The organism is Streptomyces sp. NPDC048248 (assembly GCF_043201875.1).
Taxonomy (GTDB): Bacteria; Actinomycetota; Actinomycetes; order Streptomycetales; family Streptomycetaceae; genus Streptomyces.
Genome location: NZ_JBICZL010000008.1, coordinates 409,089 through 424,770 on the forward strand (window position 1 = coordinate 409,089; position 15,682 = coordinate 424,770).

The 15,682-nt window shown below is 71.7% G+C and carries 15 protein-coding genes; 3 read left to right on the forward strand and 12 right to left on the reverse strand.

Features of this window, described 5'->3' with window-relative positions:
• Positions 1 to 291 precede the first annotated feature (291 nt).
• Entirely contained in the window at positions 292 to 1,971 is a 1,680-nt protein-coding gene (gene ctaD, locus ACGFZW_RS20020; RefSeq protein ID WP_393894474.1) for a cytochrome c oxidase subunit I, read from the forward strand.
• Here ctaD and ACGFZW_RS20025 read toward each other — a convergent pair.
• The 4 genes from ACGFZW_RS20025 to ACGFZW_RS20040 form a co-directional block, all read right to left on the reverse strand.
• On the reverse strand, positions 1,940 to 2,899 hold the full coding sequence (locus ACGFZW_RS20025; RefSeq protein WP_393894475.1) for a helix-turn-helix transcriptional regulator: 960 nt from the start codon (positions 2,897 to 2,899) through the stop codon (positions 1,940 to 1,942). The genes ctaD and ACGFZW_RS20025 overlap by 32 nt on opposite strands.
• Before the next feature lie 161 nt (positions 2,900 to 3,060).
• The gene (locus tag ACGFZW_RS20030) at positions 3,061 to 4,116 is read right to left on the reverse strand and encodes a hypothetical protein (protein ID WP_393894476.1); all 1,056 of its coding nucleotides are present in this window, start codon (positions 4,114 to 4,116) and stop codon (positions 3,061 to 3,063) included.
• Positions 4,113 to 5,372, reverse strand: a complete 1,260-nt coding sequence (locus ACGFZW_RS20035; RefSeq protein ID WP_393894477.1) for a glycosyltransferase family 4 protein — start codon at positions 5,370 to 5,372, stop codon at positions 4,113 to 4,115. Before ACGFZW_RS20035 ends, ACGFZW_RS20030 begins: the two co-directional genes overlap by 4 nt.
• Positions 5,373 to 5,639: 267 nt before the next feature.
• Positions 5,640 to 6,221: a transglycosylase family protein gene (locus tag ACGFZW_RS20040; RefSeq protein ID WP_393894478.1), complete on the reverse strand. Its 582-nt coding sequence runs from the start codon at positions 6,219 to 6,221 to the stop codon at positions 5,640 to 5,642.
• A gap of 305 nt (positions 6,222 to 6,526) precedes the next feature.
• Here ACGFZW_RS20040 and ACGFZW_RS20045 point away from each other — a divergent pair, with 305 nt between their 5' ends.
• The gene (locus ACGFZW_RS20045) at positions 6,527 to 7,309 is read left to right on the forward strand and encodes a hypothetical protein (RefSeq protein ID WP_393894526.1); all 783 of its coding nucleotides are present in this window, start codon (positions 6,527 to 6,529) and stop codon (positions 7,307 to 7,309) included.
• Between the two features lie 117 nt (positions 7,310 to 7,426).
• Positions 7,427 to 7,762 carry a hypothetical protein gene (locus tag ACGFZW_RS20050; protein ID WP_393894479.1) on the forward strand — a complete coding sequence of 112 codons (336 nt, stop codon included), beginning with the start codon at positions 7,427 to 7,429 and terminating at the stop codon, positions 7,760 to 7,762.
• Between the two features lie 90 nt (positions 7,763 to 7,852).
• Here the strand turns inward: ACGFZW_RS20050 and der are convergent, their stop codons facing one another.
• The 8 genes from der to ACGFZW_RS20090 all read right to left on the reverse strand — a co-directional run bounded on the left by der (position 7,853) and on the right by ACGFZW_RS20090 (position 15,654).
• Positions 7,853 to 9,313: a ribosome biogenesis GTPase Der gene (gene der / locus ACGFZW_RS20055; protein ID WP_393894480.1), complete on the reverse strand. Its 1,461-nt coding sequence runs from the start codon at positions 9,311 to 9,313 to the stop codon at positions 7,853 to 7,855.
• 69 nt (positions 9,314 to 9,382) lie between these two features.
• Positions 9,383 to 10,039: a lysophospholipid acyltransferase family protein gene (locus ACGFZW_RS20060; protein ID WP_393894481.1), complete on the reverse strand. Its 657-nt coding sequence runs from the start codon at positions 10,037 to 10,039 to the stop codon at positions 9,383 to 9,385.
• Positions 10,036 to 10,758, reverse strand: coding sequence for a (d)CMP kinase (gene cmk / locus ACGFZW_RS20065; protein WP_393894482.1), 723 nt, complete (start codon positions 10,756 to 10,758; stop codon positions 10,036 to 10,038). Before cmk ends, ACGFZW_RS20060 begins: the two co-directional genes overlap by 4 nt.
• Positions 10,759 to 10,856: 98 nt before the next feature.
• A complete protein-coding gene (locus ACGFZW_RS20070) occupies positions 10,857 to 11,942 on the reverse strand; it encodes a prephenate dehydrogenase (RefSeq protein WP_393894483.1) in 1,086 nt (361 codons plus the stop codon).
• The gene (aroH, locus tag ACGFZW_RS20075; protein ID WP_393894484.1) at positions 11,939 to 12,301 is read right to left on the reverse strand and encodes a chorismate mutase; all 363 of its coding nucleotides are present in this window, start codon (positions 12,299 to 12,301) and stop codon (positions 11,939 to 11,941) included. The genes ACGFZW_RS20070 and aroH overlap by 4 nt, the downstream gene beginning before the upstream one ends.
• A 202-nt stretch (positions 12,302 to 12,503) precedes the next feature.
• Positions 12,504 to 13,655: a pseudouridine synthase gene (locus ACGFZW_RS20080; protein WP_393894485.1), complete on the reverse strand. Its 1,152-nt coding sequence runs from the start codon at positions 13,653 to 13,655 to the stop codon at positions 12,504 to 12,506.
• Positions 13,655 to 14,302 (reverse strand): SMC-Scp complex subunit ScpB, encoded by a 648-nt coding sequence (gene scpB, locus ACGFZW_RS20085; protein ID WP_393894527.1) that lies wholly within the window; start codon positions 14,300 to 14,302, stop codon positions 13,655 to 13,657. The genes ACGFZW_RS20080 and scpB overlap by 1 nt, the downstream gene beginning before the upstream one ends.
• A 65-nt stretch (positions 14,303 to 14,367) precedes the next feature.
• Entirely contained in the window at positions 14,368 to 15,654 is a 1,287-nt protein-coding gene (locus ACGFZW_RS20090; protein ID WP_393894486.1) for a segregation/condensation protein A, read from the reverse strand.
• Positions 15,655 to 15,682 lie beyond the last annotated feature (28 nt).

Sequence of the window (15,682 nt, forward strand, 5' to 3'; positions counted from 1 at the left end):
GGAAAACAATCCGCCGTCCGGTGCGCATTTCCCTTACCCGAAGTGCTTTATCGGCCACCGGGCAATTGGCCAACGAGACACACTCCACACACATTTCCCGCACATCGCCCATGGCCGCCCTCCGCCGGCCGTCCCGGACACCCCGCCGCGGCCCCACCCGCCGCCGCCCGCCGCGATGACGGGGCCTCAGATCCCGCCGGGCACGGCCGGAGCGCCCCCTCGCACTCCACTCCCGTCCCGAGCATCATGGCCCCGGCCCCCAGTACACCCTTGAGGAACGAGGTGCGGCGGATGGGTACGGACACCGCCCGAGCGAGCATCCGGCCGACCGGGGCACGGCGCCGGGGTTCGATCCTGGTCGACTGGCTGACCACGACCGACCACAAGAAGATCGGGCATCTCTACCTGATCACTTCCTTCGGCTTCTTCCTGTTCGGCGGCCTGCTGGCGCTGGTGATGCGCGCCGAACTGGCCCGCCCCGGCCTCCAGCTCGTCAGCAACGAGCAGTTCAACCAGGCGCTCACGATGCACGGCACGATCATGCTGCTGCTGTTCGCCACCCCGGCGTTCGCGGGCTTCGCCAACGAGATCATGCCCTTGCAGATCGGCTCCCCCGACGTCGCCTTTCCGCGGCTGAACATGCTCTCGTACTGGCTCTACCTCTTCGGCGCGCTGATCGTGGTGGGCAGCTTCCTGACGCCGGACGGCGGCCCCGGCTACGGATGGACGGCGTACGCGCCGCTCAACTCCCCGACGCACACCCCCGGCCTCGGCGCCGATATGTGGATCATGGGCCTGGCGCTGGCCGGTTTCGGCACCATCCTCGGCGCGGTCAACTTCATCACCACCATCATCGGCATGCGGGCACCCGGCATGACGATGTTCCGGATGCCGGTCTTCACCTGGAACGTGCTGTTCACGTCGATCCTGGTGCTGCTCGCGTTCCCGGTCCTCGCGGCCGCGCTGCTGGTGATGGAGGCGGACCGGCGCTTGGGGGCGGTGGTGTTCGATCCCCAGTGGGGCGGTGCGCTGCTGTGGCAGCACCTGTTCTGGTTCTTCGGCCACCCCGAGGTCTACATCATCGCGCTGCCGTTCTTCGGGATCATCACGGAGATCATCCCGGTCTTCTCCCGCAAGCCGATCTTCGGCTACATCATGCTGATCGGCGCGACGATGGCCATCACCGGTCTGTCGGTGGTGGTCTGGGCGCACCACATGTTCGTGACCGGCGCGGTGCTGCTGCCGTTCTTCTCCCTGCTGTCGTTCCTGATCGCGGCGCCGACCGGGGTGAAGTTCTTCAACTGGATCGGCACCATGTGGCGCGGTTCGCTGTCCTTCGAGACCCCGATGCTGTGGGCGATCGGCTTCCTGGTGAGCTTCCTGTTCGGGGGGCTCACCGGCGTCATCCTGGCCTCGCCGCCGCTGGACTTCCACGTCACCGACTCGTACTTCGTCGTCGGTCACTTCCACTACGTCGTCTTCGGAACGGTGGTCTTCGCGACGTTCGCCGGCTTCTACTTCTGGTGGCCCAAGTTCACCGGCAAGATGCTCGACGAGCGACTCGGCAAGATCCACTTCTGGACGCTGTTCGTCGGCTTCCACACCACCTTCCTCGTCCAGCACTGGCTGGGCGTGGAAGGCATGCCGCGCCGCTACGCCGACTACCTGAGCGCGGACGGCTTCACCGCCCTGAACACCCTCTCCACCATCGGCTCGTTCCTGCTCGGCGCCTCCACGCTGCCGTTCCTCTACAACGTCTGGAAGACCACGCAGTACGGGACCAGAACGACGCTGGACGACCCCTGGGGGTACGGCCGCTCCCTGGAGTGGGCGACCTCCTCGCCGCCGCCGCGGCACAACTTCACCACCATGCCCAAGATCCGCTCCGAGTCACCGGCCTTCGACCTGCACCACCCCGGGGTGGGCAAGCCGCCCGCCGCTATCCCAGCGCCCGGGACAACCGGTCCCTGACCTCCCGTATGCGATCGAGCAGTTCCGGCGGCTCACGGACCTCGAAGTCGAAACCGGTCAGCACGAGGTGGATCACCATCACGTCAAGGCTGTGGGCGCCGGTGCGCAGCAGGCAGCTGTTGTCGTCGACCGCCTCCAGGACCCCCGCCGAAGGACCGATGCGCGCCGCGGCCCGCTCCATCGGCACCCGCAGCAGGACCGTCGCCCGCTCCGCGTAGGCGTGGGTGGACACGCCCTCGGAGACGTACGCCGCGAGATCCTCCGCGGGCGGGGGCCGGGGCGTGAACCGCGGGCCGTGCGGCGGGGTCGGTGTGATGCGGTCGGCGCGGTAGGTGCGCCAGTCGGCGCGGTCGACGTCCCAGGCGACGAGGTACCAGCGGCGCTGGGTGGAGACCAGCCGGTGCGGTTCGACGTTGCGGCGGGTGACCGTGCCGTCATGGGAGACGTAGTCGAAGCGCAGCCGTTGGCAGTCCCGGCAGGCGTGCGCGAGTTCGGTCAGGGTGGCGGCGTCCACCCGCGGGCCGCCGGTCCTGCCGGGCATCGGCACGGTGAAGGCGGTCAGCGCGCCGACCCGGCGCCGAAGGTGGTGCGGCAGCACCTGCTCCAGCTTCGCCAGCGCCCGCACCGAGGTCTCCTCGATACCCTCGACGCTGCCCTCGGCGGCGCTGCGCAGCCCTACCGCGACGGCCACCGCCTCCTCGTCGTCGAGGAGCAGCGGCGGCAGCTCGGCACCGGCGCCGAGCTGGTAGCCGCCGGCGGTGCCGGGCGTGGAGTGCACGGGGTAGCCCAGCTCGCGCAGCCGGTCGATATCGCGCCGGACGGTGCGCGGGGTGACGCCGAGACGGTCGGCGAGATCCCCGCCCGACCAGTCCCGATGCGCCTGCAGCAGGGAGAGCAGACGGAGCAGCCGTGCCGAGGTGTCCAACATGGGCCAAGTCTCGCAGCGTTTGCGGACAGGTACTGTCCGCATGCGTGAGACGTCCATGTCCGGGCGTGAGGCCCGGCTCGGCCTGCCTCCACCGCCCGGCGGCGTTCGGACAGCACGAAGGGCGGTGCGAGCCCGCACCGCCGTCGTCACCTCGCGTCCGGCTACGCCTCGTCGGCCGGTCCCGCGACCCTTATCGCCAGGTCGTTGTCGAGCGTGTAATACGGGCCGACCTTGACCTGCCCCGCCGGTGCCTGCACCGCGAGCGCCGGGTAGCTGAAGACCTGCTTCTTGTCCGCGATGTCGTCCAGGAGGCGGGCGATGCGCACCGGCCGGGCGCCTTCGGCGGGACGCAGCCAGAGATCCCACGGCTCGCTGCCGCGCTTCCAGCGGCCGGCCAGCTCCTCCAACGGCAGCGTGAAGGTGAAGCGCGCGCCGTCGACGGTCAACGGGGCCGTGACGACCACGGGGGTGCCGGAAGCCGACCCGCCGTCGGCCGGGGCGGAGCGACGGGCACGGGCCTCGGCCCGGGCGCCGTCGGCCGGTACCGCGCCGTACAGCCGGCCGGAGACCGTCAGGCCGTCGGGCGCCACGAGGATGTCACCGGCCTCGGCATGCGGACCGCGCAGCCAGCTGCGCAGCGCGAGGTTGCCGAACTTGGTCGCGTACGGGATGCGCACACCGAGCCGGCCGATGCCCGTCAGCGGCCTGCGGTCCACCAGCGACCGCAGGTCGTTGACGCCCGGCAGCAGACGCCGGGGGTCCTGGCCGTCGCCGAGGTCGGCGTAGGCGTTCCAGCGTCCCTCGGCGAGGGCGACGGTGCTGGGCAGCACGGCGCGCAGCTGCCCGGAGCCGTTCGGGCCGAGCGGCAGACGCACCTCCTCGTCCGTCCCGTCCGTGCCGCCGTTCGCTTCCTTTTCGCTGCCGCGCCGCCGCAGCACCAGCGCCGCGCTCCACGCGGTGGGCAGGTCCTGAGGGGCGTTCAGATCGAAGGTCAGACCGCCCGCGGAGTCCGCGATGCAGTCGGCCTTCAGCACCTCGGGGACCCGGGCCGCGCTCGCGTGCTCGCCTGCCGTCGCGGCGGGGGCCGCCTCGCCGCCCTGCTCCGCGGGGCCGGTGGCTCCGGCTCCCCCGGCAAGTGGCACCGCCGGTGTCCGGTCGATGTCCGGGTGCTCCTTCGCGTGGTGTCCGCTCGCGGGGAGCTGCGTCGACGCGTTCATACCGTCCGCACCCCTCTCAGTGCGGCGCGAGCCGCGTCCTTGGTGGCGTAAGCGCCGCTCAACAGTGCTCCTCGGGTGCGATGAAGGGTGCCGCGCACGCGGCTGCCCCGTCTTTGCGTCAGCAGGTCGCCGAAGAGCGATTCGTAGCGCTCGGCGACCGTGGCGGGATCGAAACGGGCGGACGCGGCGAGTGCGGCGCCGCCCATCCGCTTGCGGGCGGCGTCGTCGTTGATCAGTTCCAGCAGCGAACCCGCCAGCGCCTCGGGGTCGTTGACCGGCACCAGCCTGCCGTCCACCCCGTCGCGGATGATCTCGCCGGGGCCGTGCGGGCAGTCGGTGGCGACGACCGGCAGGCCGCTGCGCATGGCCTCCACGATCGTCATCCCGAAGGATTCGAGGCTGGAGGAGACCGCGGCGATGGACCCCTTGGCCCACTCGGGCTCCAGGGGGTTGGCCGGCCCCATCAGGAAGACGTGGTTGTACAGGCCGAGTTCGTCGATCAGGTCGCGCAGGGCGGCCTTCTCGGCGCCGCCGCCGTAGATCCGCAGTCGCCAGTCGGGCCGCTCGGCGGCGACCCGGGCGAAGGCGCGGATGAGGATGTCGTAGCGCTTGACGCGCGCCAGCCGGCCGGCCGCGACGACCCACTTCCCGCTGCCGTCGGCCGGCTCCAGGCCGGACGCGGGCACGCTGTTGGGCACCGCTTCGACACGGACTCCCGGCAGTCGCAGCGTCCGGCGGTAGGCGCGGGCATCGGCCTCGGTGACGGTGGTGACCGCGTCCAGCCGCGGATAGGCGCCGCGCAGCGCCAACTTGAGGGCCCGGCTGTGGGTGTCGAGGGTGAGGTGCTCCTGGCCGATACGGACCGGGCCGCGGCGCGCCTGCTTGGCGATGTGCACATTCAGCCCCGGCCTCGTGCCCACCACGACGTCCGCCTCGATCCCGTTGAGATGCTGGGCGATCCGGCGGTCGGTGAGTTCGCTGTACTGGCCGAAACGGCCCTCGGCGGACGGAAAGACCTTGGCGGGGCGGGCGTAAGCGGGGTCGGCGCCGTCGTAGGTGGGGCTGCTCTCCCGGATGTCGACGAGGTGACGCAGTGCCACCCGTCGGCCGAGGGAGAACACCGGCGCGTCACGGTGCCGCAGCACGGACACTATCTCCACGTCGTGCCGCTCGGAGAGCGTCCGGGCCAGGTTGAACGTGGTCCTGATCGTCCCCCCTATGCCGTATGCATTGTGAATCAGGAATGAGATGTGCATCCGTCCCCCGTGTCCCCTGGTCTTCCGTGGTGCCTGGTCGCCCCGTGGGCCACGCCGCGCGCCCCTCCCGACGGCTTCGTACGCCCAGTTGCTGAACGGTAGGACCGCGAAACGAGGTTCCGGGTTGGGGGCTTTCGCCAAGTTGTTCCGAAAAAGTTAGGGCATCGGTAGACAAGTGAGGGAACCTCTGGGCCGTGAAATCCCTCCACCTACGGACATCACGGCCTGTGGGCACACCGAGGGGAGGTGCGCCGGCGCCTCGCGAAGTCACCGCCTCGGGTGACCGGAGTGCGCCGGCCGCGCACCGGTCCGCAGCCGTGCGTGCCGCGCCCCCTTGGCGCCCCTGTCCGCGCGGTACAGCACCGGCCATTCACCGCGCAGCCGGAGCTCCTGCGTGACCCCGTCGAGGGAGTCGCCCGGCGGGACGGCATAGGTCTTGCCGCTCAGCCCGTAGCGCTTGGAGCAGGCGGGCCAGGCACCCCAGCCCTGGACGGCGAGGACCTTCTCCGCGATCTCGATCTGCTCGTCGCGGGTGGCGAGGTCGGCCCTGGCCGCGTAGGCGGAGCCACCGAAGCCCTTCCAGGTGCGCTGCGAGAACTGCAGACCGCCGTAGAAGCCGTTGCCGGTGTTGATGTGCCAGTCACCGCCGCTCTCGCACTCGGCCATGCAGCCCCACGGCCACTGGTCCTCGGCGCAGGCGTACGGAGCCGGGCCGCCGCGGGGCCCGGCCGCCCCTGGCTGCTCCGCGCCGGCCTCCGCCGGCAGGCACAGCAGCAGCGCGGCGGCTCCCGCGGCGAGCAGCCCGGCCCGGGCCGGGAAGCGCCATGCGACTGATGGGTAGTCAGACATAACCGGTGACGTTAAGCAGCGCCACGGCGCGGCGGGCCGATGCCGCGCCCCCGGCGGGACGGGCCCACCCGGTCCGGTGTATCGCGAGCCGCCACCTGCGCCGGGCTCTGCGCAGAGGTTGGCGACGTGTGACCGCTTGAGACGCACCTTCGTCACGTATCTCCACCGAATTCCGCTGTGCGTCGATCGGTTCGATTCTGTTCCCGCCCGCGCGTGACCCCTGCCGCAGGTCGCCCGTTGTTCCTCTACGAGCCGGGAGACCGCCCGGCAGCCGCTCAGAGATCGAGGAGCCACCCGTGCCGCGCATGCTCGACGTCAGCGACGACGTTCGCGCCGAGATCGGCGACGAAGAAGCCGACCGCCTGCTGGCCGGTGGCGACGCCCCCGGCAGCTACGACTGCACCTCATGCCGCACCCCCGGCGACAGCGAGCAGGAGCGCACCAGCACCGTCCTGTTCGTGGGCGAGGAGACCGCGGTGCTCGCGTTCGCGCATGCGACCTGCATCCCCTCGCAGGTCGTCCCCGTATCGGAGGAGCAGCTCCAGGGAGCCGTGCGCTCCATCACCGGTGAGGACGCCGCCGCCGGCACCCCGGAGCCCGCCCCGGCCCCCACCGGCAGTCAGGCGACCCTCGGGATCACCTGCGGCCTGGTACTGATCGAGGGCGAACTGCGCCCGGCGCTGGTCGTCGAGCCCAACGGCCCGATCGCCCGCCCCGGGTCGACGAGCATGAACGACGACTTCCTGCCGCTGCTCCTGGAACAGGGCTTCAGCCCCGTCACGGACATGAACCAGCTGCCCGCCCCGAACCCGGGCTGGTCCGCACTCCTCGCCATGGGCAAGCTGCACGCCGTCCTCCAGCCGGGCACCGCCAACAACCAGTCCGCGTGGTGGCAGGCACACCAGCCGCTGGCCGTCTCCGACGGCTGGCGCGCGGCGGCGAACAAGGCCAAGACCGTGCTGATGTACGCGGCGCCCGTCGGCACCATCGGCCACCAGCCGCGTGAGGACCTGATGCGGCAGGCGCTGGAGAAGGCGGCCGCGGACGGCGTTCTGGTCGCGGCGGCGATGCCGCTGGCCGGCACCTGATCCGACCGGTACACCGATCGCGGGGGCAGTCCGCCTGAATTGGCCGGATTACCCCCGCGATCAGCCATTTCCGCCCGAAAGCCGCATCCCCGGGGCATCAGGGTCGTTGGCACAGACGTGCACTCATACGACCCCTCCTCCCGCGCCCAGTATCCGCACCCGATCCCCGGCATGCGCTCGTCGCACGAACCGACGCACGCCGCCGATCGCGCTTCGGCCACGCCGATCTACGACGCGTTGTACGCCGAGTACCGACGCTCCTTCCGGGCGCTGCCCGGGGACCGGACGGATGAGGCGGAGGTCTCCGACGCCCTGCGCGGCACCGGAAACTGGGGACGCACGGCGGCGTCCTCGGGCCACTGGGAAGTCGTGGGCCGGCAGCCCTACCACCCGCGTCATGTCCCCGCGGCGCTGCCGCCGGGGCCGCGGGACCACCGCCAGCACGGCCACTGACACCAGCGGCGGGCGACGGCTCCGAACGCAGCGCGCCCCCGGCCCTCGTGAGGGCGGGGGGCGCGTTGCGTGAGACCGGGAGGCGCGTGCCTACTTCTTCCGGCTGCGCTTCTCCCGCACGCGCACCGAGATGTGAATGGGCGTTCCCTCGAAACCGAACTCCTCACGCAGCCGGCGCTCGATGAAGCGGCGGTAGCCGGCCTCCAGGAAGCCGGAGGCGAAGAGCACGAAGCGCGGGGGCTTGGTGCCGGCCTGGGTGCCGAAGAGGATGCGAGGCTGCTTGCCGCCGCGGATCGGGTGCGGGTGGGAGGCCACGATCTCGCCGAGGAAGGCGTTGAGCCGTCCCGTCGGGATGCGGGTCTCCCAGCCGGCCAGCGCGGTCTCGATCGCCGGAACGAGCTTCTCCATGTGGCGGCCGGTGCGCGCGGAGACGTTCACCCGCATCGCCCACGGGACCTGGACGAGGTCCCGCTCGATCTCCCGCTCCAGGTAGAAGCGGCGCTCCTCGTCGAGGTTGTCCCACTTATTGTAGGCGATGACCAGGGCACGCCCGGCCTCCACGGCCATCGTGATGATCCGCTGGTCCTGCACGCTGATGGACTCGCTGGCGTCGATCAGGACGACCGCGACCTCGGCCTTCTCCACAGCCGCCGCGGTGCGCAGCGAGGCGTAGTAGTCGGCGCCTTCCTGGAGGTGCACCCGGCGGCGGATACCGGCGGTGTCCACGAACTTCCAGGTCTTGCCGCCGAGTTCGATCAGTTCGTCGACCGGGTCGCGGGTGGTGCCGGCGATCTCGTTGACGACGACCCGCTCCTCGCCCGCGACCTTGTTCAGCAGCGAGGACTTGCCGACGTTCGGACGGCCGATCAGCGCGATCCTGCGGGGGCCGCCGAGGGCGGTGCCGAAGGTCTGCGCGGGCGCCTCGGGAAGCGCCTCCAGGACGGCGTCGAGCATGTCGCCGGTGCCGCGGCCGTGCAGCGCGGAGATGGGGTGCGGCTCGCCGAGGCCCAGCGACCACAGCGCGGCCGCGTCGGCCTCGCCGGACAGGCCGTCCACCTTGTTGGCGACCAGCACGACCGGCTTGCCGGAGCGGCGCAGCAGCTTGACGACGGCCTCGTCCGTGTCGGTCGCGCCGACCTTGGAGTCCACGACGAAGACCACCGCGTCGGCGGCCTCGATGGCGAACTCGGCCTGGGCGGCGACGGAGGCGTCGATGCCGAGGACGTCCTGCTCCCAGCCGCCGGTGTCGACGACCTTGAAGCGGCGGCCGTTCCAGTCGGCCTCGTAGGTGACGCGGTCACGGGTGACGCCGGGCTTGTCCTCGACGACCGCCTCACGGCGGCCGATGATGCGGTTCACCAGGGTCGACTTGCCGACATTGGGGCGTCCGACGACGGCGAGGACGGGCAGCGGGCCGTGGCCGGCCGCGGCGATGTCGCCCTCGACCTCCTCGGGGTCGAAGCCCTCCTGCGCGGCGAGCTCCATGAACTCCGCGTACTCGGCGTCGCCAAGCGCACCGTGCTCGTCGCCGGTGTGGATCTGGTCGTTCATGAAGTCCGTTCCTCGTTCATCTTCGTCATCGGTGGGCCGCTCGTGCGCGGCCCACTACTCAAGTTTCGGTCAGCGCCCGGTCAGGCGCCTGGCCTCTGCCAGGTGGGCGGTCAGCCGCTCCTGGATCCGCACGGTCGCCTCGTCCAGCGCCTTGCGGGTGCGCCGTCCGCTGCCGTCGCCCGCCGCGAAGCCGTCTCCGAAGACGACGTCGACGCGGCCGCGCAGCGGCGGTACGGCAGGTGTCAGCCGGCTCCTGCGGTCGGTGCTGCCGAGCACCGCCACCGGGACGACCGGAGCGCCGGAGCGCACGGCGAAGTACGCGAGACCGGCCCGCAGGGACGCGAAGTCGCCCTCGCCACGGGTGCCTTCCGGGAAGATGCCCAGCACCCCGCCGTTGTCCAGCACGCCGAGTGCGTCGGTGATCGCCTTGCGGTCGGCCGTACTGCGGTCCACCTTCAGCTGCCCGATGCCACGCAGGAACGGGTCCAGCGGGCCGACGAAGGCTTCTTTCTTGATCAGGAAGTGCACCGGCCGCGGCGCGGTGCCCATCAGCATCGGGCCGTCGAGGCCGTGCGAGTGGTTGACCGCGAGGATCACCGGGCCGGCGGCGGGAACCCGCCAGGCGCCCAGGACCCGCGGCTTCCACAGGCCGTACATCAAGCCGATGCCGATCCGCCTGCCGACCGCGGCACCCGCCGGGCTCGGCGCCTTGGCGCTTTCGGTCACCGAGCGACCCGTCCCGCCTTTTCGGCGCTCGCACCCTCGATGAGGGTCACCACGCACTCGATGACCTGCTCCAGGGTCAGCTCGGTGGTGTCCACCTCGACGGCGTCGTCGGCCTTGGCCAGCGGGGAGGTCTTGCGGGAGGAGTCGGCGGCGTCCCGCTTCATCAGGGCCTCACGGGTGGCGGCCAGGTCTCCGGCCTCCTTGCCCTTGAGCTCACCGCTGCGGCGGGCCGCCCGCGCCTCGGCGGAGGCGGTGAGGAAGACCTTCAGGTCGGCGTCGGGCAGGACGGTGATGCCGATGTCCCGGCCCTCGACGACGATGCCGTGCGGCGCCTCGGCGGCGATGGAGCGCTGCAGGTCGGTGATGCGGGTGCGCACCTCGGGGACGGCGCTGACGGCGCTGACCGCGCCGGTGACCTCCTGCGTACGGATCGGGCCCGCGGCGTCCAGGCCGTCGACCGAGATGGTCGGGGCGGCCGGGTCGGTGCCGGAGACGATCACGGGCTTGGCGGCGGCGTCGGCGACCGCGACCGGGTCCTTGACGTCGATGCCGTTGGTCAGCATCCACCAGGTGATCGCGCGGTACTGGGCACCGGTGTCGAGGTAGCCGAGGCCGAGCTTGGCGGCCACGGCCTTGGACGTGCTGGACTTGCCCGTGCCAGCGGGGCCGTCGATGGCGACAATCACTGCAGCCGGGGCGGTCCGGGCGGCGGTTTCCACGGTGACGAACACCTTTCTTGTACACGGGGCGGGGGTCCACGGGCCATACAGACCTCGGACAAGGTTACTGGCTCACCCGCATGGCGCCGTCCACGGTCTCACTGCCGGATCGACCAGCCCCTCTCCCGCAGCTCCGCGGTCAGCGCCGGTACGGACTTGGGCTCGACCGTGAGCTGGATGAAACCGGCCTGCTGACCGGTGGCGTGCTCGATGCGGACGTCCTCGATGTTGATCCCCACCCGGCCGGCGTCCGCGAAGATCCGGGCCAGCTCACCGGGCTGGTCCCCGATGTGGACGGCGACGATCTCGTAGACGGCCGGGGCGGCGCCGTGCTTGCCCGGCACCCGCTCCCGCCCGGCGTTGCCGCGCCGCAGGACGTCCTCGATGCCGCCCACGCCGGTGCCGCGCTTGTCCTCGTCGGCGGACTCCAGTGCGCGCAGCGACCGGACCGTCTCGTCCAGGTCGGCGGCGACCTCGGACAGCACATCGGCGACCGGGCCGGGGTTGGCGGACAGGATGTCGATCCACATGGCCGGATCGGAGGCCGCGATCCTTGTCACATCCCGGATGCCCTGACCGCACAGCCGCACGGCGGTCTCGTCGGCGCCCCGCAGACGGGCCGCGACGAGGCTGGAGAGCAGCTGCGGGGTGTGCGAGACCAGGGCGACGGCGCGGTCGTGGGCGTCGGCGTCCATCACCACGGGCACCGCGCGGCAGAGCGCGACCAGCTCCAGGGCGAGATTGAGCACCTCGGTGTCGCCCTCGCGGGTCGGGGTGAGCACCCAGGGACGGCCCTCGAAGAGGTCGGCGGTGGCGGCGAGCGGCCCCGAACGCTCCTTGCCGGCCATCGGGTGGGTGCCGAGGTAGGCGGACAGGTCGCAGCCCATCGCCTCCAGCTCGCGGCGGGGGCCGCCCTTGACGCTCGCCACGTCGATGTACGCGCGAGCCGCGCCGCGCCGCATGACATCGGCCAGCGCGGAGGCGACGTGGGCCGGCGGCACGGCCACGATGGCGAGGTCGACCGGGCCCGGGGGCGGCTCCGCGGTGCCCGCGCCGAGAGCGGCGGCCGTCAGCGCCTGGGCGTGGTCGTGGTCCTCCAGGTGGACCTGGACGCCGCGCGCGTTGAGCGCGAGGGCGGCCGAGGTGCCGATCAGGCCGGTGCCGACGACGAGTGCGGTCCTCACTGCGCGACGTCCTTTCGCAGCGCCCCGGCAGCGCCGAGGTAGACATGGGCGATCCCGGCCTTGGACAGGTCCGTCTCGACATGCGCGAGCACCCGCACCACGCGCTCCATGGCGCCGGCCACGTCCAGCTCCTGGGCGCAGATCAACGGCACGTCCGTGATGCCGAGGCCCCGCGCGGCGGCGGCCGGGAAGTCGCTGTGCAGATCGGGGGTGGCGGTGAACCACACACTGATCAGGTCGTCCTGGACGAGGCCGTTGCGCTCCAGAATGGCGGTGAGCAGCTCGGCCACCTGCTCCTGCATGTGCTCCGCGTCGTCCCGCTCCAGCTGGACGGCCCCGCGGACCGCTCTTACCGCCACGTCACTGCTCCCCTGCGTCTGTGTGCCGCGTCGCGCGCACCTGCACGCACAGATCAAGGGTAACGAGGCCCACCGACAGCCGTACCTCAGCTCCTGACCGGGGAACCGGCGGCACGGCACACGAGAACACCCCTCGGCCGTCTCCGTGACGGCCGAGGGGTGCAGCTCGGGCGGGGCAGCCGGGCGCCCGCGCCCGTAGGTCCTAGAGCTCGACCTCGCGCATCAGCATGCCGACCTCGGTGTTGGTCATCCGGCGCAGCCAGCCCGACTTCTGGTCGCCCAGCGGGATCGGGCCGAAGCTCGTGCGGACGAGCCGCTCGACGGGGAATCCGGCCTCGGCGAGCATCCGGCGCACGATGTGCTTGCGGCCCTCGTGGAGGGTGACCTCGACGAGGTAGTTCTTCCCGGTGTTCTCGACGACCCGGAAGTGGTCCGCGCGGGCGTAGCCGTCCTCCAGCTGGATGCCGTCCTTGAGCTGCTTGCCCAGGTCACGCGGGAGCGGTCCCTGGATCGCGGCGAGGTAGGTCTTCTTGACGCCGTAGCGCGGGTGCGTCAGGCGGTGGGCCAGCTCACCGTGGTTGGTGAGCAGGATGATGCCCTCGGTCTCGGTGTCCAGCCGGCCCACGTGGAACAGCCGCGTCTCGCGGTTGGTGACGTAGTCGCCCAGGCACTGGCGGCCGTCGGGGTCCTCCATCGTGGAGACGACGCCTGCCGGCTTGTTCAGCGCGAAGAAGAGGTACGACTGGGTCGCGACCGTCAGGCCGTCGACCTTGATCTCGTCCTTCTCGGGGTCGACCCGGACGCCCTGCTCCATGACGATCTGGCCGTTGACCTCGACGCGCGCCTGGTCGATCAGCTCCTCGCAGGCCCGCCGCGAACCCATACCGGCCCTGGCGAGCACCTTCTGCAGCCGCTCGCCCTCCTGGTCACCGAAGGTCTTGGGGGTCTTGACCTGGGGCTTGTCGTGGCGGGCGCGGTTGCGCTCCTCGATCTTGGCGTCCAGCTCACGGGAGCGTGCGGGCCCCTGGCCGCGGCCGCGCTGCGGACCGGCGCCCTTGCCGCCGGGACCGCCCGCCTTGCCCGCGGCGCCCGTACGGGGGCCGCCCTTGGCGCCGCCGCGGGCTGCCGCGCCCCGGCTGCCACCGCTCTTCGGGGCGCCGCCCTTGCGCTCGTCGCCGCGGCCGGAGGAGGAGCCTCCGGTGCCGCCGGATCCGCCCACGTCGTAGCGGCGCTCTTCGGGACGGGGCCGGCCCGCGCGCTTCTGCTGGTCGTCGCGGCCCCCCGCACCCGAGCGTCGGCGGTCGCCGCCGCCCGCGTTGTTCTGGTTTCCGCTGTTCCTGCCGCTGCTTCGCATCAATGATCCGTCTGAGAGTCGCCGCTGTCGTCTACGTCGAACGACGGGATACCTTCCGGTGAGTCGCCCTCGACCGCGTCCGCTTCCGGGAGGAACGGTGCGAGCTCCGGGAGCTCGTCCAGGCCGCGCAGGCCCATCCGCTCCAGAAAGTAGTTCGTCGTCCTGTACAGGATCGCACCTGTTTCAGGTTCCGTCCCCGCCTCCTCCACCAGACCTCGCTGGAGGAGTGTGCGCATCACACCGTCACAGTTGACGCCGCGTACGGCCGAAACACGGGAACGGCTGACCGGCTGACGGTACGCGACCACGGCCAGAGTCTCCAATGCGGCCTGGGTGAGGCGGGCCTGCTGCCCGTCCAGGACGAAGCTCTCCACCGCGTCCGCGTACTCGGCACGGGAGTAGAACCGCCATCCGCCGGCCACCAGCCGCAGGTCGAAGCCCCGCCCCTGGCGGGCGTAGTCGTCGGAGAGCTCGCGCAGGGCCAGCGCGACCGAGCGCCGGGACCGCTGGAGCACCCGGGCCAGATGCTCCTCGGTGGCGGGCTCGTCGACGACCATCAGCACGGCCTCCAGGGCGGGCTTCAGGTCCAGCTCGGCGACGCCGAGCGCTCCGGCCGGCGCCTCGTGGGCCTGCTCCGGCACAGGAATCTCGCCCGCACCGCTCTCGGTGACCTCGTAGGCCGCGTCGGTCCCCTGGGTCTCCTGACCACCACTCACGCCCGCTCCTCCTCTTCCGGCCCGTCCGAACCGTCCTGCTCGTCCGGCTCATCCGGATTTCGCACGTCGCCCAGCTCCTGTGACTCTTCCGGCCGCGCCGCCGCCACGGCGGCCTGCGCGGCCGGTTCCTGGTCGAACTCGTCCGTGACGACCGGCCGGGAGCCCTCGGAGCCCGTCCAGCGGACCGTCAGCGCCCCCAGCGCCTCCTCCTGGTCCAGGACCACCACCCGTTCCCGGTAGAGCTCCAGCAGGGCCAGGAAGCGCGCCACGACCGTGAGGGTGTCCGGCGCGTCCGCGATCAGCTCCTGGAAACTGCTCTCCCCCGCCTCCCGCAGCCGCGCCACCATCACCTCGGCCTGCTCCCGCACGCTCACCAACGGCGCGTGGATGTGGTCGACGTAGACCTGCGGCCTGGCCTTGGGCTGCATCGCCTTCACCGCCAGCTTCGCGAACCCCTCCGCCCCGATGCTGATGACGACCTCGGGCAGCAGCTCCGCGAGGTGCGGCTCCAGACCGACCGTACGGGGGTAGCGCCGCGACTCGTCCGCCAGACGGTCGCTGAAGATGTCCGCGATCCTCTTGTACGCGCGGTACTGCAAAAGGCGCGCGAAGAGCAGGTCACGGGCCTCCAACAGCGCGAGGTCGGCCTCGTCCTCCACCTCCGCCGCGGGCAGCAGCCGGGCGGCCTTCAGATCCAGCAGCGTGGCCGCGACGACCAGGAACTCCGTCGTCTGATCCAGGTCCCAGTCCGGCCCCATGGCGCGGATGTGCGCCATGAACTCGTCGGTCACCTTCGACAGTGCGACCTCGGTCACATCCATCTTGTGCTTGGAGATCAACTGCAACAGGAGGTCGAAGGGGCCCTCGAAGTTGTCCAGCCGCACCGTGAACCTGCCGTCACCGGCCTCTGCGGGGGTTTCGGTGTCGGCCTCGTCGGCCACTCCGGCGTCGGGATCTGCGGCATCCGTGGCACCGGACGGGTCCGGCTCCCCGCCGTGGGCGGCGGCGGACACCCTGCCCTCGGCCTCGACGGGCGGCTCCGGCGCACTCGCCGGTTCGGCAGCCGGACCGGGCACGATGACCGGCTCCTGCGCAGTAGCTGCTTCCGGTGCGGTGGCGGATTCCGGTGCGGTGGCCGGGTCGGGCACCGCGGCCCGCTCAGGGGCGACTGCCGGGTCCTCCGCCGGGGACGCCGGCTCCCCCGGTACGGGGTCCACGGCCGGGCCGCGTCCGAGGGTGCGGCGGGGGCGGGGCGGAGGGGCGTCGTCGTGGGTCGTCGGCATCGCGGTCCATGCTGCTGCGGTCCCCGCG